This is a genomic window from Lacticaseibacillus absianus, from assembly GCF_013407595.1.
Classification (GTDB): Bacteria; Bacillota; Bacilli; order Lactobacillales; family Lactobacillaceae; genus Lacticaseibacillus; species Lacticaseibacillus absianus.
The window spans coordinates 381,120-406,498 of sequence record NZ_JABEKX010000001.1 but is presented as its reverse complement, the minus strand read 5'-3'; the positions used below and the strand labels follow the sequence as shown (position 1 = coordinate 406,498).

The following is a 25,379-nucleotide window of genomic DNA, read 5'->3' as shown; positions in this document are numbered from 1 at the left end:
CTCGCTCAGTGCGTTGAGCCCGCACTGAGGCTCGACGTGCTGAGCGTGGCTAGACGCGCCCGCGTTGCGAGTCCGGCGCTCGACGGTGCCAGAGCGGCGCAAGGCCGCCCTTAGCGGGACGGCTAGCCTAGCCGGGCGCTTTGGACCGCTCCTAGATCCGAGGGGTCTGGCGTCGCTGACCCGTGCCGCTATTCCTGCGGCGTGAGGCGAAGCCGAACCGAAGCAAGGCGCCCCCGCGTTGGCCTGATCGCGGCCGGCCAGTGTCTGCGTTTTTTGCTGATCGGTCAATAAACGCAGACACCGATGGGGTCAAAATCGGGACCATTAATCTGCAAAGACCAGGTATAATGGGAACAGACAACACGACACGGGAGCGGTGCAGATGAATTACAGTTTTCTCTTCGATAAGGACGACCAGCGCCACTACGCGATCTTGCGGTCGATCCTTCAGCGCGCGACGGTCGCGCTCGACAAGCGCACGCTGAGCGAGCAGTGGGACTTGACGGCGTATCAGATCAATAAGGCCTTCGAGATGATCAACCTCGACCTCAAGGCGCTCGACCCGCCGGTGCCGGCATATCTGGATGAAAGCACTCGCGGGTTTTGGCGCGCCAACAACATCACCACTTACACGCTACAGCAGCTGGCGCTGACGTATCTGCACCGCGCCAGCGCGTTTTTGGTGCTCGAATACCACTTCTTCTACAGCAACCAGATGACGCGGCGCGAGTATATCAAGCGCCAGTCGATCTCCACACCGGCCTTCTACAGCGTGGCCGCCAAGCTGAACACAGACCTGGAAGCAGCCGGCTTTTTCACCCCGACCGGCAGCGTCACCGATCCCGAGTTCACCACCCGCTTGAGCCTGTTCGAGCTCTACTACACGATGTACGCCGGGGTCGCCCCGGCGTTCCCCGAGCTCGACGCGCTGGTCGACCGCCTGTTCACGGCGATCGGGCCGCTGCTGGGCACGCTCAAGCCGACACAGACCACCAAGCTGCGCCTGTTCATGAAGCTGTGGCTCTTGCGGGTCCAGAATTCAGAGACCTTCCAAGCCCCGTTGCTGGACCCCACGCTGGTCACACCGACCGGCCAGACGCTGCAGCGGGCCTGCGGGGCCGTGCTGGCCAGCACCATCCCCGTCAGCGCGACGGAGCTGGATTACCTCTACTTGTTCCTGATCGCGCAGGGCTACCTGCCGCTGCCGGACGCGCCGTGCTTGGCCGCGGCCTTCCCCCAGGCGACCACCCTGACCGACTCACTGATGGCCGCGCTCAGCGAACAAGGCGGCCTGTTCGCCACGCAAGCGCTGGATCAGACCGAGCTGCGCGAGACCCTGTACCACCTGCACCTGCAGTTCACCACCTTCTTCATCGAGCCGACGACCTTCATCGACCCAGAGGCGGTGACCTTCTTCCGCGAGCTGTACCCCGGCTTCGACATCGTGCTCGTGCAGTTCATCCAGACGATCGGCCACACGACCGCCCTGCCCCTGACCACGACGATGGCGACGAACCTGTATTTCAGCTACATGTTCGCACTGATCTCGGCGATCCCGCCGCAGATGATGAACGACCAGGTCTACGTCTGTGTCGACTTCTCCCAGGGTCCGCTGTACACGGACTACATCATCACGACGCTCAACGCCTTCACCCAGGCCCACCTCGTGATCCAGACCACCGCCACGGCCAAAACGGACATCTATATCTCGGATTTTCGTGCAACCGGAGTCCGGGCCGCGCAGGTAATCTGGCAGAACCCGCCGACGCCGAACGACTGGTCCCAGCTCGCCGACATGATCCTGATGATCCGGCAGGCCAAGACCTCGCGCCTGTTCAAGAAAGAGGGTGCCCCCCATGACGCTTGACGGCCATAAGCTCCGCCAAGTCGGGACCACGACGGCGGTGATCGCCGGCTCCTTGATGGCGCTGCACTTCGCGACGCCAGGCGCCCCTGTCCACGCCGCGCCGCAGCCGGATGCCGTCGCCGCGGCGGCCACGCTGACGATCCAATACGTCAACGTGGCGGACAACAACGCACTGGTCGCCGTCAGCACGCTGACCGGTCAGATCGGCAACACCGGCACATTCGCCGTCGTCGCGCCGAATGGCTACGTCCGCAGCGCCGATCAGCCGATCGCGGTGTCCTACACCCTGACGGCGGCCGAGCAGACCCTGACGATCCGCGTGCAGCCCAAGGCGACCAGCGAGTCGAGCGCGACCCAGACCGGCCGCGCCACGCTGAACATCGTCGATGAGACTGGCGCCCTGCTGGCCCAGCAGCACTACACCGGCACCGTCGGTACGGCGATCGCCTTCAACGTTGGCAACGTCCTGCTCGCCTACACGACTGCCGGCTACCAGGTGCAGGCCAACGACACGCTGACCCCGGCGACCTTCACCGCCACCCCAGCGACCTTCACCATCCGCTTGGTCGCCCCGGCGGCCGCCAGCAGCACGCCCGCGACGGCCAGCAGCGCCAGTGCCGCATCGTCATCCGCGCCAGTCGCCAGCACGCCAGCGGCCCCGGCCGCCCCAGCGGCGCCGCCTGAACCCAGCGCGCCGGCCAAGGCTGCGCTGCCAGCGCTCACGCCGGCCCCCGAGGCGGATCCGCCGGTGGCGTTCGGCCAGACGCCGCTGCGCGCCTTGACCCAGACCATGCCGGCGACCAAGAAGCGCGCCAAGCACACGCCGACAGAGAAGCTGGCCCCGCGGGCGATCTTGAACCCGCAGATCGCCTTCGGGCTCGGCCCCGCCGACCCGACCGCGGCCACCCAGCTGGCCGAGTACTTCATCAGCCTAGCAGGAAAGATCAACTACGGCCTGCGCCGCGATTAGACGCCAAAAACACCGCACCGGTGCCCCTCAAATGAGGCGTCGGTGCGGTGTTGTCATGATCAACGGTCAGCGATCAGTCGATCTCGATCGTGTGGGGATTCTTCGGCTGCTCGGTCAGCTTCGGCAGGGTCACGGTCAGCACGCCGTCTGCGTATGCGGCCTTGATGTTGCCTTCATCGACGTTGGGCAGGCGGTAGCTGCGGCTCATCGCGCCGTAGTGCCGCTCGCTCATCAAGACGTTGCCTTGCTGATCGGCGTGGTCGGTAAAGTCGTCCTTCTTGACGCTGATGGACAGCACGTTGTCTTGGTAGTTCAGCTTGATCGCGTCCTTGGCGATCCCTGGCACGTCGACCTTGGCGACGTAGCTCGACTCGGTTTCCTTGATGTCGGTCTTGAGCACCTTGGCCTGGCTGTCCGGGGCAAAGAACTCATTGAAGCGCCGACCCATATCGAAGAACGGGTCTGCCAACCAGTCATTACGATTCATCAAATCATTCGCCATCATAAATTCCTCCCAAAAAATAGATTCAGCGTGCGAGACGCCTGACAGTGCGACAGGTTCGATCCACACTCATGCTAACAAGGTCCGGCGCCTGCGGGCAAGTTTGCCGCTCGCCCGGCGGTGACTCTTTCCTTGTTTACATAATACATGATAGTCACCTTTAGCACTCTTGTCAAGCGAGTGCTAAAGGTTTTTTTATCTCGACCGCCATGGCGGACTGTGGCGATCTGTGACGGCATAATGACCAAAAAACGGCGAAATGCCAACTTCGCACAAAGGGCTTCAAATCAGTTTTGGTAGCGCTTACGATAAACACACGATATTATTTTGTTATTTTTATAGTGGACCGAACGAAGGAGGAATAAGTGGTGTCAAAGTATACATTTGGGACCCGCACGCTATTGGGCGCCTTGCTGGTGGCCGCCGCATCCGGCGCCGTCACGGCGACGACCGCGGTGGGCACGGTGGTCGACCAGACCAGTGCGCAGTACAAGAAGGGCTATGTCACCTACGTCAAGGGCAAGGCGGCGGCCGCCAAGCAACTCAGCTCGGCCAAACAGCAACTCGACGACGGTGCCGACCAGCTGACCGGCTACCACCAGCAGCTGGCCGAAGCCAAGATCCAGCTCGCGACCGGCAAGCAGCAGCTCGACGCCAACCGCGGCCCGTTAGCGGACGCCTCGGTGCAGCTCGACGCGGGCAAGCAGGCGCTCGACGCCGCTGCGGGTCAGCTGGCGGACGCTAAGCAGCAGCTCGATGACGCCGCCCCACAGCTTGAGGCGGGCCGCCAGCAGCTGGCGGACGGCGCCAAGACCCTGGCGACTAAGCAGGCGGAGCTGAACGCCGGCAAAGCGCAGCTGGCCGCCAACGCCGCGGCCGTCGCGACGGGCCGACAGACGATCGCGCAGGGCAAGCAGGCCCAGGCGGCCCTGGCCAAGCTCAGCGATCAGCTCCCGCAGCTGGTCGCCGCGATGAAGGACCCGCGCCAGACGGTCGGTCCGCAGCTCGGCGACGCTGCCCCGCTGTTCGACGGGCTGACGACCTGGGCCCAGTTCGCCACCCGGGCCACGGCGCTGGCCACGGCCAAGCAAGACGCGGTGGCGGCGGACATCGCCCCACTGTATGCCGGCCTGACGCAGCAGGCCGTCGCGGCGAACATGCCGGCCCTGCCTGATGGCACCCCAACGGAAGTCATCGACGCGACGACCGCGCAGGTCACCGCCGCAGTCCAGCCAACGGTGATCCAGAGCTTCAACCAGGCCGGCACGGCGGTCAGCCAGGGGTTAGACGCGGTCACGCAGGCGATCCTGCCGGTGGCCGCGCAGCTCCAAGGCTTTTTGCCACAGGTCAAGACCTTCGCCCCTCAGGCTGACCTGAGCGCGCTGACCACCGTGGTCGCCCTGCCGGAAGCGACGCTGAGTCAGCGGCTGGCCAAGGCCGACGCGCTCGCCAAGGTTCTCGGCAGCGCCGAATTCACGGCCACCTTCAGCGAACTGAAGCAGTCGCTGGCGACCCAGATCAAAGACGGCGAGGCCCAGATCGCGGCCTATGAGGCCGGCCAACGCCAGGTGGCCGCCGGCGAGCAAGCCCTCGCAGCCGGCGCCAAGACGCTGCAAGCCGGGCGCCAGGAGTTCGCGACCCAGTCCGCCCAGTACTACAACGGGCGGGCACAGTACGCCGATGGCCTGCAGCAGTACCTCACCGGCCAGGCGGAGTACGACCGCAACGAGACGGCCTACCAGGCGGGCCTCGCCCAGTTCCAGCAGGGTGAGAAGTCCTATCAGGCCGGGGTCCAGACCTACACGACCCAGAAGGCGCAAGTCGACGCCGGGCAAGCCGAGTGGGACAAGAACCACGCCTTGTACGTGAGCGGCAAGGCCGACGCGACCAAGCAGCTCCGCGCGGGCCAAAAACAGTTGGCGCAGGCGGAAAGCGTGCTGACGACGCTCGGCACCACCATCACAAAGCCCAAGGCCGGGCGCGCCGTCGCCCCGGTACTGACCACCAGCGCCCCGGCATGGCCGTGGTTCGGCTTCGCGCTCCTCGGCTTGATCAGCGTGACCGCCGCCTTGTTCAGCGTCCTCGGCGGGGTCAAGGACAAGCCGCGCGGTGAAGTCGCGGCTGCGCTGCGCCGCTTGACCTGGCTGACCGGTGGGCTCCTCACCGGCGCCAGCGCCTTGACGACCGGCGCACTGATGCTGATCGTCCCGTCGGTGATCAAGAACTTGAGCGGCGGCGCGCTCACCGTGACCCTGAACCCGCTGGTGCTCGCCGGCGTCGTGCTGACCACCGCAGTCTTCACCATTCTCGGTGGCTTCATCGCCCAGGCGCGCCACGCCGCCGCGGCGAAGACCCAGGACCCGACCCTGGCCCCGGCGGCCGAATAACCGCGACCGACTACCCTCACGCCACCCGCAGAGCCGGGTGGCGTTTTTTGGGCGGTCGACGGATCAAAAAAACCGCCCAACGCGTGGACGGTCCGTGTTCGTCTTGATTAGGCCTTGCGCTTGCGTACGACCTCGCCCATGCCGAGCAGGGCCAGCAGCGACAGCCCGAGCAGGGCCATGCTGGAGCTCGCCTCGCCGGTTTGCGGCAGCGCAGCCTTTTGGTCGATCGCCTTGGCCGTCTTGGTCGCCGCGGCCTTGGTCACGGTCTTCGGCGCAGGCGCCTTGGCTGGGGTCTTCGGATCGGTGGCCGGTTGCGGGGCGTCTTGCTTCGGCGCCGGGGTGGTCGTGCCCTTGTCGGCGTCAGGATCTGGCGTCGTCGTGCCCTTGTCCGTATCTGGATCCGGGGTGGTCGTGCCCTTATCCGTGTCTGGGTCCGGGGTGGTCGTGCCCTTATCCGTGTCTGGATCCGGGGTGGTCGTGCCCTTGTCCGTATCCGGATCCGGGGTGGTCGTGCCCTTGTCCGTATCCGGATCCGGGGTGGTCGTGCCCTTATCCGTGTCCGTGTCTGTCGGCGCGGTCACCTTGGCCCCATTCACGAAGTTCAGGGTCCCGGTCATCAGCTCACCCGCTGCGGTGTAGTAGTGGAAGGTGAACGGTACGTTCACGAACCCGGTGCCCATCTGGCCGATGGTGTCAGGCTCACCGACGCGACCCTGCCAGTTGTCGTCGAAGGTGTTTTCCCCGTACACGGAGACGGTCAGATAGGTCCCGGTGACCATGGTGTTGCCGTACTTGTCGTTCAGCGCCTGGTCGTGTTCGGTCTTGCCGACCTGGACCTTGACGCCATCCGCCAGGGTGAAATCGTGGGTGATCTCGCTGCCGTTGAGCACGGCGGTCACATCCACGTCGAAGCTTTCGCGGCCGGCCACTTTTTGGCCGCCGTTCATGGTCAGGCCGTTGACCTGCCACGCGCCATTGACGTATTCCGCGTAGTGCGTGGTGTCGCCGTCCATGATCGTCGCCGCATCCAGCAGGGTCACCCCTTCGTTGCTGTCTGGGGCATCGTCGCCGATAAAGGCGTCGCGGTTCACCGCGGTGGCCTTGTAGGTGTCGAGCTTGTTCCCGTCGTCGTCATACTGCTGGGAGACCATCACCTTCGCGTTCTCCCCGACGTTCTTGTAGTCGGTCGTGTCCGCATCGGCGGGGCTGATGGTGTCCGTCGTCCCGGTCGTCTTGACCGTCTGACCGGCAGGGACCGTGCTGGTCGTCGCCGTAGCGCTCGCCTCACTGGCCTGCGGCGTCGCGTCTGCGCTCGTCGCGGTGGCCGGCGCCTGTTCCGATGCGTGCACGCCTGCTTGTGGCTGGCCCGCCAGTGTCGCCAGGACGGCCCCAGCCATCAGTACGTAGCCCAATGTCAACTTTTTCGTCATAATATCCCTCTACCTTCCTCTGTGTCCAACCAGTCCCCGGCAGCGTCGGCACCCAACTGCGCGCTGCCGCAGACAGAACGTTTAACCCCTCAACTTTACCATGCAGATCCGCTAGATTTTAAGTCATATTTTGTAAAAACTCGTTGCAAAAAATGTTATTTTAGCGTGTGGTAAAAAAGCGGTGTGAGAAGTCTCGGTTTTGACCCCTCGACACTGGCATCGCCTAACCGCCCTAACTTACCGGGTTTGTCCCACGCGTGCACCTGCCGACCTATTCGTGGGACGATTCCGTACGATTCGTTATTTTATCTGATATTTTTTGCACGATTATGATAACGACAAAAAGGAGGGGCGCTTGCCCCTCCCGGTCGTGCTAATCATGTGTGATGGTGAACTGGCCCAAGACGAGCGAGTCGCCCTGGTTGATCACGCGCAGGTACTTGACCCGCGCCGGATCGGTGATGGTCAGCTTGGCCGCCGGGCTGGTGGTTATCCGGTCGAACAGGCCGAACCAGTTGTTCTGCGAGGCCTGCACCTCGGTCGTCGCGATCACCTGCTGGGTCGCATCAACGAGCGCCAGGCGGAGCTTCGCGTTGAGGTTAGGCGTCGCATACTGGAACTGCACGGTGTAACTGCCCGCCGGTGCCGCTGCCAGGGTGTACTGGAACTGCCCGCCGCTTCGGCCGGTGTAGCCGATCTTGTCGCCTTGAAGGGCGAAGTAGCCCCCGTCGGCCGCCGCCGAGAACGACGCGGCGGCAAAGCTGACGGTGCCTTGCGGCGTTGCCGGCAGGCGGACGGCGCGGTCCGCCGGGGCCGGCCGCAGCGTCACGTTGTTCAGCCAGAGCTTGTCGGTCTGGCTGGCCAGCTGGAGCACGGCGCGGCCCTTGGCGAGGTGGATCGTCTTTTTCATCTGCGCCTTCTGCTGGAAGGTCTGCGGCAGATCGAAGCGGGCCAACGGGGTCGGCGTGTTCTTGCCGTACACCGTCTTGATCTGGTTCAGTGTCAGGCTGTTGTCCAGCACGGTGCCCGGAATGGTGATCAGATCCCGCGTCTGGAAGTCGAAAGTCAGCTCGTAGTCGCCGGCGACCGGCGCGTCGACGTAGAAAGTCGAGTAGTCGCCGACTTGCACGGTGCCGAGGTCCCCCTTGCTGAGCGCGGCAAAGCGTGTCGCGTTGGTCAAGGCCACCGGTGCGCTGAGGCGCATCGGGGCGACGGGATCGGTGCGCCGCATGGTCTGCAGCCGGGCGATCAGCGCCGGGTAATCCGGCTGGGCGGCCAGCGAGTCAGTCTGCACTTGACGCAGCGCCGCGTCGCGGGTGGCCAGCTGGGCGTTGGTGAACAGGTTGCGGTTGACCGTCTGCGCCTGCGCGAACAATTCCTGGAAGCGCAGCCCGTCGCGCGACATGACCTTGCCCGCCATCACGCGGGTGGTGAACTGCTGCATCTGGCGCTTGAACAGCCGGTAGTCCTGGATCGCCGACGTGTGCCCACCCAGCGTCCCCGGCAGCAGCCAGAGCTTCTTGTCCTGGGCCGCGGCCGCCTGGTAGTTGGTCACGGTGTGCTCGTACGGGATCAGCGAATCGTCTTCCGTGTCGATGAACAGCATGCTCAACTCCGGCCGCTCGGCGGCCAGGGTGGCCTTCGGCGAGATCGCCTCCAGCGCCATCCCCTCATGCTGGCGGACCAGCGTGCTGATGACGTTGAGCAGCTTCTGGGTGTCGAAGACCTCCAGCAGCTTGCTCAAGCCGAACTGGTAGACCGGCGCGAGCAGCCCCCAAGACTGGCCCAGCTCACGCAGGTAGGTGATCAGGTTGTCCGTGTAGTTGGTGAACAGCTCGCGCACATCGGCGAAGCCCGCCTCGGCGACGATGCCCTTGACCGAGCGTGGCAGGTCCGCCATCCCGGCGGCCTGCGTGATCGCGCCGGAGCCCATCGAATTGCCGTACAAGACGACCGCGGAGTCCGGCCCGTTGAGCCGGTCGACGGCCTTGACCCACTTGACCAAGTCGTAGCGGGCGTAGTAGCCAAAATCAACGTAGTCCCCGCTAGACTGACCGTGGCTGCGCTGATCCGGCAGCAGCAGGTTGTAGCCCAGGTCGGCGGCCAGCTTGCCCCACAGCGCGCTTTCGACCCCGGAGGCGAGGTAACCGTGCACCACGATCATCGTCTTCTTGGTCGGGGTGGGATTCGGCACGTAGGTCGCGTGCAACTTCCCCTGCCCGTAGGCGTCGTTGTAGTCGATCGTCAGGTCGCGCTTCTTGGGGACCGACGCCAGCCAGTTGGTCGTACCGGCCTCAAAGGCCTTGAACTCCGCCTGCACGGCGGCGTACTCCGGGCTCATCGCGGTCGTGCTCGCGGCCGGCATCAGCCCGCCGACCAGCCCGCCGAGGCCCAGGTCATCCAGGGTCCGCTGGAAGGCTTGCAGGCTCCCCTGCTTGAAGATCAGGTTGAACAAGGCGTTGCCGATCTGTTTTTGTAAGTCGGAGACAGAGCGGTCGCCGGACTGCGCGTCGAACTCGTCGAGGGCTTGTTGCACCTGCGTCGTGCTCGGGGACTTGGTGAGGTCCGGGAGCCGCTCGATGGTCGCCGCTTGGGCGCTGGTCACGACGGCCGGGCTCACGTAGCCGCCCAGGGTCAAGGCGGCGACCAGGGTCAGGCCAAAATTACGGATCTTCTTATTCACGTTACGCCACTCCTCAAGGGTTAATTTGGTGGTGACTGCCCGGCGCCTGGCCGGATCAGTATTTGTGCGTCATCTGGCGGTTGGCGGCCTCGAGGTCGAGCTCGCCGGAGTTGTACTTCGCCATCAGCTGAACGTCATGGTCGTTGAGTTTGTAGAACAGAAGCGGGATCACGGCCAGGGTGCACCCGATCGCTGGGACCAGCGCATTGGTCGCCCACAGCCCGCCGAGCGCCCCGGCGCTTTGCTCAACGCCTTTGCGCGCGAGCTCCGCGAAGTTGGCTGCCTCGACGGTCTTCCAGCCGAACAGGCTCAGCAGGAACAGCCCCAGCGGTGAGTTCATGGAGCTCAGCTTGGCGACGAAAGACTGGAAGGCAAACGCGATCCCGCGCGCGTCAATGTGGGTCTTGTACAGCCCGTACTCGACGATGTCCGGGGTGAAAGTCAACCCGAGCACCCCGACGATGCCCAGCGGGATGGCGCGAATGACCAAGACCAGCAGGTACAGCGTGGTGTTGTGGTACCCAACGGCGAACATCACATAGCTCATGGCGGCCAAGCCGACCATGCTCCAGAAGTACAGCTTGAACTTATCGATCCGCTGCAGGATCCGGCCCATGAACGGGGAGATGATGATGGTCGGCAGCGCGACGACCAGCGTCGCGACGGTCGCAAAGGCGGCGGTGCCGAACAGGTAGTACGCGGTGAACAGGCTGGTGACCGTGTCCGTCGCGGAGATCCCCCAGAACAGGTAGCCCAGGTAGTAGAGAACTAGGAACTTGTTGTGCTTCAGGTATGCGAGGATGTCCTTGAAGGCGTAGTGCGTGCTTTCGCCGCTGCGCACCTTGATCCGCTCCTTGCCGAAGACGGAGACAGGGAACATCGTGACCAGGACCAGCGCTGAGATCACCAGCGCCATGCTGGAGAAGCTCATCCCCACTTTTTCACTCAGCAACAGCGGCGCGATCACCGAGACCACGAAGGAGCCCCCGAGCGCGAACAGGCGCGCCATCGACAGGATCTGGTTGCGTTCGTTGACCTGGTTGGTCATGCTGGTGACCATCGCGTAGATCGGCACGTCGCTCATCGTGTAGCTGGTGTCCCACAGGATGTAGGCGACCACGAACCAGACAAGCTTGAAGGCCGGGCTCACGCCGGACGGGATCAGGAACAGGAGCACCGTGGTGACCGGGACGGTGAAGCTGGCGAGCCGCAGCCACGGGATCGACTTGTTGCCGCTCTTCCATTTGACTTTGTCATACAAGACGCCGAAGATCGCGTCGGCAAACACGTCCCAGAGCTTGGCGACGAACATGGCGGTGGCCACGGCGCCCAGGTTGACGCCGATCATCATCAGGTAACTGGTCGAGAACCCCATCAAGACGACGTACGCCATCGCCTGGCCCAGGTAATAGATCCAGTAAGAGAGCCGTTCCGAGCGCGTAGTCACCGGTGCGGCAGTCGATTCAGCGGGTGGCACGACACCTGGCTTAGCCAAGTTGATCGCCTCCAGTCGTGGCTTGAGTAGTGGCGGTAGTCGCAAGGTCGTCGAGGATCGCCTGTTGGAACTCAGGGATCTGCCCGTTCTTGTCCGGGCCGACGTTGAGCAGCAGGCGGCCGCGCATCGGCACCAGCTTCGCGAGCATCTCGCGCACAGCGGCCGCCGTCACGTAGTTGCTTTGCGGGGAATACTGGTTATAGCCGAACGACCGGTCCATGCCGCGGCACATCTCGAACCAGTTGTCCTCCGGATCCACGTCGAGCGTGTATTCCGTCGTGCGGTAGTCGTAGTACTTGGCGGCCATCAGCTTCTTGGACGGGTTCGGCTTCTTCGTCACGTAGCGGGCTGCCCGCTCGAACGCCCAGCGGCCCACCGGGTTGCGCAGGAAGTTCGGGTACTGGTTCCAGCGGTCGTTGATGATGCCATCCGGCACGGCGTTATAGTAGTAGGCGAACAGGTCCTCGATCCGGTCATCTGCCGGGTAACCGATATCGCTCCAGAGCAGGTCCGGGTGGTAGCGGTCGATGATCTCTTTCCACTGGTTGAGGGCGTAGTCGGTGTACACCGGCTTGTTGTTGTTGCCCAGCAGCATGTCAGCCAGGAGCCGGACCGGCTTCTCGGTGAAGGTCCAATCCAACAGCGAGGAATAGTAGACGCCGAACTTCAGCCCCTGCGCACGGCAGGCCGCCGCCAGCTGGCCGACGAAGTCGAAGTCCAGGTGGTACTCGGGGGCGAAGGGGTTGAGCACCTTGGAATCATAGAGCTGGAAGCCATCGTGATGCTTGGAGACCAGCACCACATACTTGGCGCCCGCCTTCTTGAAGCTGGTCACCCACTGCTCCGGGTCGACGTTCTTGGCGGTCTGCTTGAACTCGTTGGCAAAATCGCGCTCGTAGCGCTTGCCCGGGTAGTGTTTCGCGTGGAACTCCGCGACGTCTGACCCCGGGATCCTCAGCGAGTTGGCGTACCACTCCGAGTACGGGGAGTGCTTGAAAAGGTAGGCGTCGTTCTCGTTACGCGAGATCGTGTCGAAGTCATCCGATTCGACCGGTGCGTACGCCGGGACCGAGTAGACCCCCCAGTGAATGAAGATACCGAGGTCGGCCTGCTTGAACCAGTCTGGCAGTTGGTCACGTTTGTTTTTGATCATGTTTACCCGTCCTATCTATTGTTTAGTCAATGGCGCGGTGCCGGGGTGGTGTCGGGGTGGTGTCGGGGCGTGCGAGTGCCGCAAAGGCGGCGACCGCAGTGTGCGGGTCGTCGGTCGCGGGCTGCACGCGCTCGACCGTGAACGAGGCGCGAAGGACCGCCACCGCTTCAGCTGGATCCAAGTGGGCCTCGACAAGAAGCTGGCTCACCAGGTTCCCCATCACGCTCGCCTCCACCGGTCCCGCGACGATCTCGCGCTGCGTGAAGTCGGCGGTCAGCTGCACGAGCAGTTGGTTCTGGATCCCCCCGCCGAACAGGTGCACCACCTGGATCGGCTTGCCGGTCGCCGCCGCGAGTTGATCGAGCGTCTGGCGGTAGGCCAAGGCGAGGCTCTCGTACACGATCCGCAACAGGTGGCCGCGCGAGCGCGGCCGGGCCTGTTGGGTCAAGTCGAGGTAGTCCGTGATCCGCTGCACCATCTGGCCCGGTTCACTGAACCAGGGGTCGTTGGGGTCGATGTAGCTGTGGTTGTCGCTGACCGCGGCCGCTTCGGCCGCCATCTCGGCGTAGGTCACCACGGCCCCTTGGTACGACCACTCGGCCTGCAGCTGCTGCACGATCCACAGCCCCGTGACGTTCTTCAACAGGCGGTTGCCGCCGTCGAAGGTCCCTTCGTTGGTCAGGCCATGGTCGAAGGCCGCGCCGGACAAGACCGGTCGGGCAGTCTGCCGCCCGACGATCGACCACGTCCCCGAGCTGATGAAGGCGACGTCTTCGCGCGCCGCCGGATCGATCGGAAGCCCGAGCAGCGCGGCCGCGGTGTCGTGCCCCGCCCCTGCGATCACCCGCAAGTCGGGGTTGAGCTGCCGCTCCTGGGCGATCTCTGGTAGGATCGGCCCGAGGTCGACCCCACCCAGGCTGACCGGTGTGAACCACTGGTGCGGGATGCCCAGCTCAGCCATCAGCGCGTGGTCCCACTGCCGTGTGGTCGCGTTGAGCAGGCCACTAGTCGAGGCGATCGTGTACTCGTTGACGGCCTGGCCGCTCAAGAACCAGCTCACCAGCCCTGGCATGAAGAGCACCTGTGCGACCGCGTCGCTCAGGAAGGGGTGGCGCTGAAGGTCGGCGAACAGCTGCAGGTTCGAGTTGATCGCCGCCGGGAAGTTGCCGGTCTGGGCGAACTGCGTCGCAGCGGGCAGCTTGGCCTCGAACTGCTGGGCGTACGGCACGGCGCGGGTGTCCCGGTAGCTGTGCGGCGCCATCAGGAGCTCGTCGCGCGCGGAGACGAGGCCGTAATCCACGCCCCAGGTGTCGACCGCCAGGCTGTCCAGCCGGCCGAGGGCCTGGCTGGCGAGGTTCAGGCCGTACTTGATCTCCTGATAGAGCTTCAAGACGTCCCAGTAACGCCGGCCGTTTTGTTCGACCGGCTGGTTGCTGAAGCGAAACTGTGGCGCGGTCGTCAGCGTCCGCCCGTCGAAGGTCCCCGAGATCAGGCGTCCCGAGCTGGCCCCGAGGTCGATCGCAATCAGATGTTTCGGTGTCATCGCTGTTGCCCTCCCTTAACTGCGTCTGGCGCTGATCGCTGCCCGCTCACCGGTACAGCGGGCCGAATGTCTTGCACGCCGCGAAGTCTGCAGCCTCAGCGTTCGCCGTGCCGTGCAACTGCCAGGCCCGCGGCCGGAACAGTTGGTCTTCGGGGACGTTGTGCATGTTCACCGGAATGCGGAGCATCGCCGCCAGGGTGATCAGGTCTGCCCCGATGTGCCCATATGAGACGCCGCCGTGGTTAGCGCCCCAGTTATCCATCACGTCGTACACTGACTTGAAGGCGCCACTACCGGTCAGACGCGGCACGAAGAAGGTGGACGGCCAGCCCGGATCGGTCCGCTGGTTGATCGTGTCGAACACGTGGTCCGGCAGGTCGATGGCGTACCCTTCGGCGATCTGCAACACCGGGCCGAGGCCCTTGACCAGGTTCAGGCGGCTCATCGTCACCGGCATGCCCTGGTCGCCACCGGTCGTGACGTAGTTGCTGGAAAAGCCGCCGCCGCGGAAGTAGCCGGTGTTGGCCGGGATCCAGCGCGTGTGCGCCAGGTTCGCCTCGACTTCAGCGTCGCTGAGCGCCCAGAACGGCTTGATCGCCGGGTGCCCGTCTTCGGTCTCCTGGCCGGTCGCGTCGAGCGTCTGGGCCCCGGAGTTGCTGAGGTGCAAGAAGCCGTCTTGGCCCAGGCCTGTCAGCCGCTCACCGGTCACCCGTTCGACGGCCGCGGGGCTCCAGAAGGTGCGCACGTCGACGAAGATCTGCGGCGTGTTCGTCAGCAGGTAGCTGAAGAGCATCGTCGCGCCGTTCAGGCTGTCGTTCTCGGTCGCCAGGATCTGCGGCGCGTGCTTGCCGGTCCAGTCGAACTGCGAGTTGATCAGCGCCTCCATGTAGTCGCCGTTCGGGAAGTGGTCGGTCCACTGGCGCTGCCCCTGGAACCCACCGGCGAGCGCGAAGTGGCCCTCCGCCTCTTCGGCAAAGCCCAGCTCGGCGAGGCGCGGGTTGCCGAGCATCAGGTCCCGCGTGATCATCAGCATCTTGATGCTGGCCTGCAATTGTTCCTCTTTGGCCGCGTCATCGAACTGCAACGGATTGTCCGCGTTGTAGAGATCTGGGCCGATCGGCGTCTTCTCGTGCGCCCAGGCCAGCGCCTGCTGGAATTCCGCCTCGTCGTAGATGTGCTCGTCGATGCGCCGCGTGAGTTCGGACATGTCCACGTACTCGGTGCGCATCCCCAGGTAATCCTGGAAAAAGTCTGGATCGACAGTCGACCCGGCGATCCCCATCGCGACGCCGCCGATGGATAAGTATGACTTATTGTGCATCAACCCGGTGGCCAGCGCCCCCTTGGCGAAGCGGATCAGCTTGGTCGCCACATCCGCCGGGATCGCGGTGGCGTCAGCGTCTTGCACGTCGTGGCCGTAGATCCCGAAGGCCGGGATGCCTTTTTGCGCATGCGCGGCTAGCACTGCCGCCAGGTAGACGGCGCCCGGGCGCTCCGTTCCGTTGAAACCCCAGATCGCGTGCGGCAGGTCGGGGCTCATGTCCATCGTCTCGCTGCCGTAACACCAGCACGGCGTGACGGTGATCGTGCCACAGATCCCGGCGCGGTCGAACTTGGCCTTAGCACGCGCCGCCTCTGCGACGCCGCCGATGGTCGAGTCGGCGATCACGGTCTGCACCGGCGTCCCGTCCGGGTAGCGCAGCGTGCGCTCGAGCAGCTTGGCCACGGCTTGCGCCATCTGCATCGTCTGGTCCTCTAGTGACTCGCGGATACCGTGCCGGCGGCCATCGATCGTCGGCCGAATGCCGATCTTCGGAAAAGTCATGTCCAACATTCTGATTTCCTCCTTTAAGGGAAAACGCTTTCTGTTTCTTGATGTTACCAGCTTTTAGACTTAAACTGAACAAATATGATTATTGTTGGCGAATATTCAATTTATTCAAAAAATTCACGCATGGTCCGCCAAAAATATTCTTTTGGTAGCGGTTGCCTGAACGCAAACACGCCACGGTCGGTCGATGCCGGTCGTGGCGTGTGTCGCCCCCCGGCTCGACGCAAGAGCCGCTGATGCGATCAGTTGAGCACCTCAACACCCTGCTGTTCCCAGCTAGAGATCAGCCGCTTATCCGCGGCCTCATCCGTGATCAGCGCGGTGATCCGCGACGGATCGGAGAGTTTGAAGTAGCCCTTCGTATTGAACTTAGAGTGGTCGCACAGCAGCACGACCTGGTCGGACAGGTGCATCATCTTGCGCTTGATCGTCGCCTGCTCCTGGCTGGCCATGAAGACGCCGTCCTCAGTGATGCCGGAGCACGATAAGAACGCGAGGTCCGCGCGGAAGTTCCCGATGAAGTCCAGCGCGTCGTCGCCCAGGATCGACCCCGAACCGGCGCGCAAGCGGCCCCCGGCCAGGAAGGTCTTGACCTGGCGCAGGCCGTCCAGTGAGACGGCGATGCGCAACCCGTTGGTCACGACGATGGTGTTGCGCAGCACGCTGAGGTGCGGCGCCAGGAACGACGCCGTGGTGCTCGAATCGATGAAGATCGCCTGGTTGTCACCGAGGAAGGTGCTGGCGATCCTGGCAATGTCTTTTTTCTCCTGCTCGTGTTCCTGCTCGCGAAACAGGTAGGACAGCTCGACGTTATTCGGCTTGATGAGTGCCACTTCGCCAAACTTGCGCGTGATCCGGCCCATTTTCTCCAGGGCGATCAGGTCGCGTCGCAGCGTCGACCCGCTGGCGTAGAGCTCCCCTTGCAGGTAGGCGGGTGAGACGACTTTCTTCTTCTCAAGGATCTCGAGGATCTTGTTGTAACGGTCGTTTTTAAACACTGGTCATTCCCCCTCGTTCACTTCGGTCGTGGTGCGCGGGCTGCTGAGATGATGAATCTTGAATGATTAAGAAGAAGTTTAGCGATCTTATCTGACGAAGTCCCAAGACGAGCGTAAGAACGCTAACAAATCCCCCTCTCAGTTATAATAACGCTAAAAGAGGATGGAGGAAAATAGCATGAAGATGATGTTTCAAAGCGAACGAGAAGATCTCGCCCATACCGTCCGTGTAATGTTCGACCGCAAAGACACCAATACCGCCGGGGGTAACATGTCGGTGAAGGTCTTTGACCAAGAGGGTCACCCCTATATCCTGATCACCCCGACGTTCATGGCGGAGACGTTCTACTCCGAACTGCACCCGGCGCAGATCATCGTGGTCGACTTTCTCACCGGTGAGAAAGTCGACGGGGTCGGCGAAGTCACCCGCGAGATCAACATGCACGAAGGCGCGTACGCCGCGCACCCCGGGATCCGGTGTGTCTACCACTCCCACGCCCCGGAGTCGATGTTCTGGGCCACCAGCGGGCTCGAGATGCCTAACGTCACCGAAGCGACCCGCGAGCTCGGGCGCATCCGCGTCCTGCCGTTCGCACCAGCGACGAGCCAGGCGCTTGCCACGACGGTCCATGACGCCTTGATCGCGATCAAAGACCGCGCAATGGAGAACATTTTCCTGCTCGACAGCCACGGGATCTTGATCACCGCGACCGATCTGCACATCGCGGTCCGGATCATGGAGACCGTCGAGTGGAACGCACGCATCGCCTACCAGCAGACCCTGTTCATCAAGCTCGGCCTGCTGGCGGATTACCGCTCCTGCGGCGAGGACTACCAGGCCGACCTGGCCAGCGTGCCACCGATCGCGATCCCAGGGATCCCGGTCACCGCGCGGCCCGAGCCGTTCCCGACACCGGTCGACATCAAGCTCGACGATATGAAGTTCAACCACTGACCCACCCATCAGATGTGTTCGCCCCAACGCCGACCAGCGCTTGGCGAACTGGAGGAAATCGATCATGACCATTATCATTGGAAGCGGCGCCCATCGCCGCGAGCTGTCCGATGAGGACGCCATCAAGCTGACTTCCGGCCGCGACTTCTGGCGGACCGAAGCCTTAGGCGGGATCCCGGCCATTCAGATGAGTGACGGGCCGCACGGGCTGCGCTACCAGGCGCAGGCCGCCGACCACCTGGGGATCAACGACGCCGCAATGGCGACGGCCTTCCCGACCGCCAGCGCCTCGGCCAGCAGCTGGGACCCGGCGCTGCTCACGCAGATGGGAGAAGCGATCGCGGATGAGGCGCGTGCCATGGGGGTCGACGTGGTCCTCGGACCCGGGGTCAACATCAAGCGCAACCCGCTGGGCGGCCGCAACTTCGAGTATTTCTCGGAGGACCCCGTGCTGGCGGGAACGCTCGGCGCCGCGTGGATCAACGGCTTGCAATCGCACGGGGTCGGCGCCTCGCTCAAGCATTTTGCCGGCAACAGCCAGGAGACCGCGCGCCTGCGCTCGGACTCGCTGATCGATGCGACCGCACTGCACGAGCTCTACCTGGAAGCCTTTCGCCTGGCGGTCACGGCCAGCCAGCCGGAGACGGTGATGACCGCCTACAACTTGGTCAACGGCACCTACATGACCGACCACGAGTACCTGCTCAACACGGTGCTGCGCGGCCAGTGGGGCTTCAAGGGCGCGGTCGTGAGCGACTGGGGCGCCTTGAACGATAAGGCCGCCAGCCTGAACGCCGGCAACGACTTGGAGATGCCGAGCTCCGGTCACCTGTTCGACCGCCCGGCGTTGGCCGCCTTGCGCGCCGGCACGCTCGACCGGGCCCGGCTCACCCGGGCCGTGAGCGCGATCGCGGCGATCGCCGACCGGGAGCGCCCCGCCGCGCCTGCGGCCATGGGCGACCTGCTCGTCGCACACGCCGCCTTGGCGCAGACCATCGAGGAGCAGTCCGCGGTGCTGATGAAGAACACCGGCCGCTTGCCCCTGCACCCCGGGCGCCCGCTGGCCCTGATCGGGACGCTGGCAGACCAGACGCGCATTCAAGGCGCCGGCTCCTCGCACATCACCACCCCGCAGAGTACCTCGATCCGCGCCGGCCTGAAAGCCGCGGGGCACGACGCCCTGTACGCGCCGGGCTACGCCTTGTCCGGTGAAGCCGACCCGGCCCTGGTCGCCAAGGCGGTCCAAGTCGCCCGCGCCGCGGATGACGTGATCGTCGTCCTCGGCCTGCCCGACACCGCAGAGGCCGAGGGGTTGGACCGCACGAGCATGGCCCTGCCGGCCGACCAAGTCGCGCTCCTCCACGCCGTCGCCAGCGCAAACCCGAACGTCGTGGTCCTGCTGAATTCAGGCTCGGTCGTCACCACCGATTGGGCGGCGGACGCCCAGGCGATCTTGAACCTGTTTCTCGGCGGCGAGTCTGTCGGCGACGCCGCTGCGCGCCTGCTGTTCGGTCAGGCCAACCCGTCCGGTAAGCTGGCGGAGACCTACCCGCTGCGCTACGCCGACGTGCCGTCCAGCGCGCTGTTCGGTGAGGACCCGGTGACCGTTCCGTACGCCGAGAGCCTCTATGTTGGCTACCGGTACTACGACAAGGCGAACCAGCCCGTCGCGTTCCCCTTCGGCCACGGCCTCAGCTACACCCACTTCACGCTCGCCGATACCCAGCTCGAGCAGGCGCGCCTCACCGTCCGCGACCGCGCTGTCACAGTCACCCTGACGGTTCATAACACCGGCTCGGTGCGCGGCGCAGAAGTCGTGCAGGTCTACGTCGGGCCCGAGGATCAAGCCCAGTTGACGCCGCTCAGGCAACTTGCCGCCTTCCAGAAGGTCTGGCTCGAGCCAGGTGAGCAGCAGGCCGTCACCCTGACACTGCCCGCCCGCGCCTTCTCGCGCTGGGATGAGGCCAACCAGCAGTTCACGCTGGCCGGTGGGGCGTGGCAGGTCGCCATCGGGACCAGCAGCCGCGACCTCGTCGCCACCCTGCCGCTGACCGTCGACGCCCCGGCCTTTCGCGTCGACGCGCCGGCGTGGTACCAGGCCCCGAGCGGCCAGCCACCGCTGACTGCCTTCACCGCGCTCAGCGGGATCCAGCCCAAGCCAGCGACCGCGCCGCGCCCCGGCGATTTTTCCCGCCTGAGCGTGCCGCGCGACCTTGCGCGCTACTCGTTCATCGCGCGCAAGGTGGCCGAGGTTGTCATCGCCAACATGCAGAAAAAAGCGGGGGCCGACCCTCAGTCGCCTGAAGGCCAGTTCCTCGCCACGATCGTCTGGGACACGCCGATCATCCGCCTCGCCCAGCAAAGCGGCGGCAGCCTCAAGCTCTCCATGGTCGACTTCCTCGTCCGCATGGCCAACCACGGCAAGAAGCCGGCGCTGACCACGCTGTCGTCGGACTGAGACCTACACCAAACAGGGCGCATCTCCTGGATGCGCCCTGTTTGGTGTAGGTCAGAACTGCGCAAAGCGCGCCCGCCGCGCGGCGAGCAAGTCCGCCGGGGCCATCTGGCGCAGCGCCGTGAACGCCGGGATCAACGCCTGCTTCAAGTCAGCGGCCAGCGCCAGCCCGGTGTCCGGGACGATGCGCTCAACGACGCCGGCGGCCTTCAGCGCGTCCGGGGTCAGGCCCATCACGTCTGCGGCCTCATGTGCGCGGGTGACGTCTTTCCACAGGATCGAGGCGAAGCCCTCCGGCGAGAGCACGGCGTACATCGCCTGATCCGTCATCCAGACCTGGTCCCCAGCGGCCAGCGCCAAGGCCCCGCCGGAGCCACCTTCGCCGATGATCACGGCGATCATCGGGACAGGGAGCGTGGCGGCTGTGGTCAGCAGTGAGGCGATCGCCGACCCTTGGCCCAGCTCCTCCGCCTCCTGGCCGGGGTAAGCCCCCGGTGTGTTGACCAGCGTCAGGATCGGCCGGCGAAACTTTGCCGCCTGGCGCATCAGGCGCTCGGCCTTGCGGTAACCCCAAGGCTCGGGGCCCCCGAAGTGGGTCGCGAGCCGCTCCTGCAGGGTGTCCCCCTTGACTGTTGCGATCACGGTCACCGGCATCTCAGCGAGCTGCCCGATTCCCCCGAGGATCGCGGCGTCGTCGCCGTACCCGCGGTCCCCGTGCAGCTCGACGAACCCGTCGACGAGCCCGTCGATCAGACCGCGCACGGTGTACGGACGCGGCGCACGCGCCGCTTGAACGACTGCAAACGCATCGCTCATGCGCCCACCTCCTGATGCAAGGCCAGCAGGTGGCCGATCGTCTGCGGCAGCGCGGCTCGTGGGACGATCGCATCGATGAAGCCCTGTGCCAGCACCGTTTCGGCCCGCTGGAACTCTGCCGGCAGCTGCTGGTTGATCGTCGCTTCGATCACGCGGCGCCCGGCAAAGCCGACCATCGTGTGCGGTTCGGCGAGGATCACGTCGCCTTGCATCGCAAAGCTCGCGGTCACCCCACCCATCGTCGGGTCGGTGAGGACCGTCACATACAGTAGCCCAGCGGCGCTGTGTGCCGCCACCGCGCTTGAGACCTTGGCCATCTGCATCAAGCTGCGGATCCCCTCTTGCATCCGGGCGCCGCCGCTTGCGGTCAGGACCACCACCGGCAGGCGGGCTTCCCGCGCCCGGTCGAACAGGCGGGTCAGCTTGGTCCCAGCGACTTGGCCGAGCGAACCGAGCATGAAGTCAGGTGCCATGACCCCCAGCGCGCACCGCTGGCCGCCAATGTGCGCCCGGCCGGTGACCACGCTATCGACCTGGCCACTGCTGGCCTGCGCCGCCGCCCGCTTCTCGGCGTAGCCGGGAAAGGTCGGCGCGCTCGGCAGGTCTAGGTCTTGATCCCACGGATCGAAGCGACTGGTCAGCTGCGCGATGCGCGCGGTCACGCCCAGCCGCAAGCCGTAGCCGCAGTCTGGGCATACGCGCAGCGCGCCGAAGCGCTTCTTGTACTGCGTCTTGTGGCAGTATGGGCACGCCTGCCACAAGTCGTTGGGCAGCGCGGCCTCGCGCGACAAGGCGTCGGCCGCCCACTGGCTCTCATTGCTCATCGTCGGTCCCTCCTTCGGCCTGCCACTGCGCAAGCCATGTCTCGGTCAGATAGTCGGTCGTCGCGGTGCCAGCCTGCACGCGAGCGTCCTGCACCAGCGCCTGGTGCATGCGCTGCGTGGTCCGTACGCCGTGGATCTGCAGCTCCGCCAGCATGCGGGCCATCTTGGCCCAGGCGGCTGGGGCCGTCTCAGCGTGGGCGATCAGCTTGGCGATCATCGAATCGTAGAACGGGCTGATCAGATCGCCGGCGTCCACACCGCGGTCGACGCGCACGCCGGCGCCCCCCAGCGGCCAGCGCACGGCCGTCAGCGTGCCGGCCGCCGGGGCGAACCCGTTGGCCGGATCCTCCGCGTTGATCCGGCACTCGATGGCGACCCCGGTCGGTGCCAGGGCCTGGCTGACGCCAAGGTCTGCCCCGGCCGCCACGTCGATCTGCCGCGCCAGCAGCGCGACCCCGGTCACCATCTCGGAGACCGGGTGTTCGACTTGGATGCGGGTGTTCATCTCCATGAAGTACACCGCGCCGGCGCGGTCTTGCAAAAACTCGATGGTGCCGGCGTTCTCATACCCCACACCGGTGGCGATGGTCGCCGCCAACTGCTGGACCTGCGTGCGCTGCGGCGGGGTCATCGTCAGACTCGGCGAGACCTCCAGCACTTTTTGACTGTGGCGCTGCAGCGAGCAGTCGCGCTCCGGGAACGTCCAGACGTGCCCGTGGCGATCCGCCAGCACCTGCACCTCGATGTGCTTGGCCGGGCGGATGATTTTCTCCAGGTACATCGCGGGGTCGCCGAACGACGCCTGCGCCTCGGCCTGCGCCGCCCCGAACGTGCTGATCAACGTCGCTTCCGAGTCGATCAGCCGGATGCCCTTGCCCCCACCGCCGGCCGCGGCCTTGAGCATTACCGGGTAACCCAGTGTCGCCGCGGCAGCCTGGGCGTCGCCCAAGCTGGTCAGCTCGGCGGACCCCGGGATCACCGGGACGCCGAGCGCGGCGACGGTGCGGCGCGCGACCGCCTTATCGCCGAGCTGCCGGATCGTCTCCGGCCGCGGCCCGATGAAGGCCACATGCGCACGGGCGCAGAGGTCTGCGAAGTCGGCGTTCTCCGCGAGGAAGCCGAAGCCCGGGTGGATCGCATCCGCCCCGGTCAAGACCGCGGCAGAGACGATGTTTTGCATATTCAGGTACGAGGCGCTCGCCTTGGCCGGGCCGATGCAGACGGCGGCATCGGCCAGCTTGACGTGCAAGGCGTCGCGGTCAGCCTGAGAGTAGACCGCCACGCTGGTGATGCCGCGCTCCTTGAGCGTCTGGATCAAGCGCACGGCGATCTCACCGCGGTTGGCCACTAGAACTTTTTGAAACATGCCATCACTTCCTATTGTATGGCGAAGGTCAGCTCGGCACTGGCGGCCAACGTGTCGCCGACATACGCCTTGCCGTGGCCGATGCCGGCGTTGGCGATCAGCTTATCGAGCGTCACTTCCAGCCGCAGCGTGTCGCCGGGCCGCACCATCTTGCGAAACTTGGCCTTCTTGATCCCGCCTAAGTAGGCGGTCTTGCCCTTGAATGCCGGGAGCGTCAGCAGGGCGATGGCCCCGCTTTGGGCCATCGCCTCCAGCTGCAAGACCCCCGGAAAGGTCGGGTTGCCGGGAAAATGCCCCTGGAAGATCGCCTCGTTGACCGAGACGTTCTTGATCGCGACCACTTGTTCCCCTGGGGTCAGGGTCAACACGCGGTCGACCATCAGCATCGGGTAGCGATGCGGCAAGATCCGCATGATCTCATCTGCTTCAAGCATTAGGTTCCTCCTCTACGGTGAAAAGCGGCTGGTGGTACTCCACCAGGCTCTCATTGTCGACGTTGACGGCCTTGATCGTGCCGCTCACGTGACTGTGGATCTCGTTCATCATTTTCATCGACTCGATGATGCACACGACTTCGCCGACTGCCACGTGGTCGCCGACCTGCTTGAACACCGGCGCACCGGGCTCGGCGCTCAGGTAGACGATCCCGACCAGCGGCGCGGTGATCGTCGCTTCGGCGTCCACCGCCTGCGCCGGTGTCGGCGCGGCTGGCGTGACCGCGGCCGGCGGTGCCGTTGGGCCGGCTTTTTTGAGCCGCAGGTGGTCGTCCCCTTGGCTGAGCTCGAGCTCGCACAGCGAGCTCGCCTCCAGCTGGGTCATCAGGGCCTTGATCAATTCTGCATCCATGCCCTCACCCCCGCTTCAGCGCCAAGACGGCGTTATGGCCGCCGAACCCGAAGGAATTGCTCAGCGCCGCGGTGCAGGTCTGTGCCCGGTTGGCTGCGGTGACCAAGTGCACGGCGCACGCCGGGTCCGGCGTGTCGGCGGCCGCGTTGAGCGGCAGCACACCGGCAGCCATGGCCTGCAGGGTCACGATCGCCTCGACCGCCCCGGCGGCCCCGAGCAAGTGCCCGATCTGCGCCTTGGTGGAGCTGACCAGCACCGGTCGGTCGCCGAATACGGCCTCGATCGCGCGCGCCTCCATCTCGTCGTTGGCGTGTGTCGCCGTCCCATGGGCGTTGATGTAGCCGACCGCTTCCGGCGTTAAGCCACCGTCGGCCAGCGCCAAGCGCATCGCTGCGGCGGCCTGCGTCCCGGTCGGATCAGGCGCGGTCATGTGGTACGCGTCGCTGGTCGTTCCGTAGCCGGCGACCTCGCCGAGGATCGGCGCCCCGCGCTTGATGGCGTGGTCGTAGTCCTCCAGGATCAGGGTCCCGGCGCCTTCCCCCATCACGAACCCGCTGCGGTGCACCCCGAACGGCAGGCTCGCCTGGGTCGGGTCCGCCGCCGGTGACAACGCCGTCAGGGCAGCGAAACCCGCGATCCCGATCTGGTTGACCGAGGCCTCTGCACCGCCGGTGATCACAATATCGGCGGCCCCGCTGCGGATCTGCTGCATCGCCTGACCGATCGCGCTGGTCCCCGACGCGCAGGCCGTGACCACGGCATAGCTGGCGCCGTGCGCGCCGAAGTGCTGGGCGATCACGCCCGGCGCCATGTTGATGATCGCCATCGGTACGAACATCGGCGAGACGCGCTTCGGCCCTTTGGCGTTCATCTTCGTGACTTGCGTCTGGATGGTCCCCAGCCCGCCGATCCCGGAACCGTAGATCACGGCAAGGCGCGCCGGGTCGACGGCCTCAGCCGTCAGGGCCGCCTGCGCTGCCGCTTCGATGGCGCTGTATAGGGCGTATTGCGTGAACAGATCCAAGCGCTTGACCAGCTTGGCCGCGATCCGCCGTGTCGGGTCGAAGCCCTTGACCTCTCCCGCCACGTGGATCCCTGTGGCGTCGGCGGCGAACTTGGTGATCGGGCCCAGCCCGATCCGGCCATCCGCCACCGCCTGCATCGTTGTGGGCACGTCATTGCCTAAGGCGTTGACCGTGCCCATCCCTGTGACGACGACTCGTCTCATGGACGTCTCTCCTTTCAAGTGCCCGCTTAA

General features: G+C 65.0%; 19 protein-coding genes. 5 read left to right on the top strand and 14 right to left on the bottom strand.

The window, feature by feature from the left end; translation table 11 throughout:
* The first annotated feature begins 382 nt into the window (after positions 1-382).
* Positions 383-1,867, top strand: a complete 1,485-nt coding sequence (locus HII33_RS01570; protein WP_179394043.1) for a hypothetical protein — start codon at positions 383-385, stop codon at positions 1,865-1,867.
* On the top strand, positions 1,857-2,837 hold the full coding sequence (locus HII33_RS01565; RefSeq protein WP_179394042.1) for a hypothetical protein: 981 nt from the start codon (positions 1,857-1,859) through the stop codon (positions 2,835-2,837). The genes HII33_RS01570 and HII33_RS01565 overlap by 11 nt, the downstream gene beginning before the upstream one ends.
* A gap of 73 nt (positions 2,838-2,910) precedes the next feature.
* Here the strand turns inward: HII33_RS01565 and HII33_RS01560 are convergent, their stop codons facing one another.
* Complete coding sequence (locus HII33_RS01560; RefSeq protein WP_179394041.1) at positions 2,911-3,339, bottom strand: Hsp20/alpha crystallin family protein; 429 nt, start codon at positions 3,337-3,339, stop codon at positions 2,911-2,913.
* Positions 3,340-3,707: 368 nt separating this feature from the next.
* Here HII33_RS01560 and HII33_RS01555 point away from each other — a divergent pair, with 368 nt between their 5' ends.
* Positions 3,708-5,726 (top strand): coiled-coil domain-containing protein, encoded by a 2,019-nt coding sequence (locus HII33_RS01555; protein ID WP_179394040.1) that lies wholly within the window; start codon positions 3,708-3,710, stop codon positions 5,724-5,726.
* Positions 5,727-5,833: 107 nt separating this feature from the next.
* Here HII33_RS01555 and HII33_RS01550 read toward each other — a convergent pair whose 3' ends face one another.
* From HII33_RS01550 to HII33_RS01520, 7 genes are all read right to left on the bottom strand, one after another.
* On the bottom strand, positions 5,834-7,156 hold the full coding sequence (locus HII33_RS01550) for an LPXTG cell wall anchor domain-containing protein (protein WP_179394039.1): 1,323 nt from the start codon (positions 7,154-7,156) through the stop codon (positions 5,834-5,836).
* 373 nt (positions 7,157-7,529) lie between these two features.
* On the bottom strand, positions 7,530-9,839 hold the full coding sequence (locus HII33_RS01545; RefSeq protein WP_179394038.1) for an alpha/beta fold hydrolase: 2,310 nt from the start codon (positions 9,837-9,839) through the stop codon (positions 7,530-7,532).
* A gap of 55 nt (positions 9,840-9,894) precedes the next feature.
* A complete protein-coding gene (locus HII33_RS01540; protein WP_179394037.1) occupies positions 9,895-11,334 on the bottom strand; it encodes an MFS transporter in 1,440 nt (479 codons plus the stop codon).
* The gene (locus tag HII33_RS01535) at positions 11,327-12,487 is read right to left on the bottom strand and encodes an alpha-L-fucosidase (protein ID WP_179394036.1); all 1,161 of its coding nucleotides are present in this window, start codon (positions 12,485-12,487) and stop codon (positions 11,327-11,329) included. Before HII33_RS01535 ends, HII33_RS01540 begins: the two co-directional genes overlap by 8 nt.
* A 22-nt stretch (positions 12,488-12,509) precedes the next feature.
* The gene (locus HII33_RS01530) at positions 12,510-14,030 is read right to left on the bottom strand and encodes a rhamnulokinase (protein ID WP_179394035.1); all 1,521 of its coding nucleotides are present in this window, start codon (positions 14,028-14,030) and stop codon (positions 12,510-12,512) included.
* 46 nt (positions 14,031-14,076) lie between these two features.
* Complete coding sequence (locus tag HII33_RS01525; RefSeq protein ID WP_179394034.1) at positions 14,077-15,864, bottom strand: L-fucose isomerase; 1,788 nt, start codon at positions 15,862-15,864, stop codon at positions 14,077-14,079.
* 239 nt (positions 15,865-16,103) lie between these two features.
* Positions 16,104-16,859, bottom strand: a complete 756-nt coding sequence (locus tag HII33_RS01520) for a DeoR family transcriptional regulator (RefSeq protein WP_179394033.1) — start codon at positions 16,857-16,859, stop codon at positions 16,104-16,106.
* Between the two features lie 178 nt (positions 16,860-17,037).
* On the opposite strand from HII33_RS01520, the gene HII33_RS01515 reads away from it, so the two are divergent.
* Both HII33_RS01515 and HII33_RS01510 read left to right on the top strand, forming a co-directional pair.
* Positions 17,038-17,814: a class II aldolase/adducin family protein gene (locus tag HII33_RS01515; protein ID WP_179394032.1), complete on the top strand. Its 777-nt coding sequence runs from the start codon at positions 17,038-17,040 to the stop codon at positions 17,812-17,814.
* A 64-nt stretch (positions 17,815-17,878) separates the two neighbouring features.
* Positions 17,879-20,272 carry a glycoside hydrolase family 3 C-terminal domain-containing protein gene (locus HII33_RS01510; protein WP_179394031.1) on the top strand — a complete coding sequence of 798 codons (2,394 nt, stop codon included), beginning with the start codon at positions 17,879-17,881 and terminating at the stop codon, positions 20,270-20,272.
* 51 nt (positions 20,273-20,323) lie between these two features.
* Here HII33_RS01510 and HII33_RS01505 read toward each other — a convergent pair whose 3' ends face one another.
* From HII33_RS01505 to fabF, 6 genes are read right to left on the bottom strand one after another with little or no spacing between them, the layout of a single operon-like run.
* A complete protein-coding gene (locus tag HII33_RS01505) occupies positions 20,324-21,085 on the bottom strand; it encodes a carboxyl transferase domain-containing protein (RefSeq protein WP_179394030.1) in 762 nt (253 codons plus the stop codon).
* Positions 21,082-21,909 (bottom strand): acetyl-CoA carboxylase carboxyltransferase subunit beta, encoded by an 828-nt coding sequence (locus HII33_RS01500; protein WP_179394029.1) that lies wholly within the window; start codon positions 21,907-21,909, stop codon positions 21,082-21,084. Before HII33_RS01500 ends, HII33_RS01505 begins: the two co-directional genes overlap by 4 nt.
* Positions 21,899-23,275, bottom strand: coding sequence for an acetyl-CoA carboxylase biotin carboxylase subunit (locus HII33_RS01495; RefSeq protein WP_179394028.1), 1,377 nt, complete (start codon positions 23,273-23,275; stop codon positions 21,899-21,901). Before HII33_RS01495 ends, HII33_RS01500 begins: the two co-directional genes overlap by 11 nt.
* Positions 23,276-23,286: 11 nt before the next feature.
* Complete coding sequence (gene fabZ, locus HII33_RS01490; RefSeq protein ID WP_179394027.1) at positions 23,287-23,709, bottom strand: 3-hydroxyacyl-ACP dehydratase FabZ; 423 nt, start codon at positions 23,707-23,709, stop codon at positions 23,287-23,289.
* Positions 23,702-24,121 carry an acetyl-CoA carboxylase biotin carboxyl carrier protein gene (locus HII33_RS01485; protein ID WP_179394026.1) on the bottom strand — a complete coding sequence of 140 codons (420 nt, stop codon included), beginning with the start codon at positions 24,119-24,121 and terminating at the stop codon, positions 23,702-23,704. Before HII33_RS01485 ends, fabZ begins: the two co-directional genes overlap by 8 nt.
* Before the next feature lie 4 nt (positions 24,122-24,125).
* Positions 24,126-25,349, bottom strand: coding sequence for a beta-ketoacyl-ACP synthase II (fabF, locus tag HII33_RS01480; protein WP_179394025.1), 1,224 nt, complete (start codon positions 25,347-25,349; stop codon positions 24,126-24,128).
* Positions 25,350-25,379 lie beyond the last annotated feature (30 nt).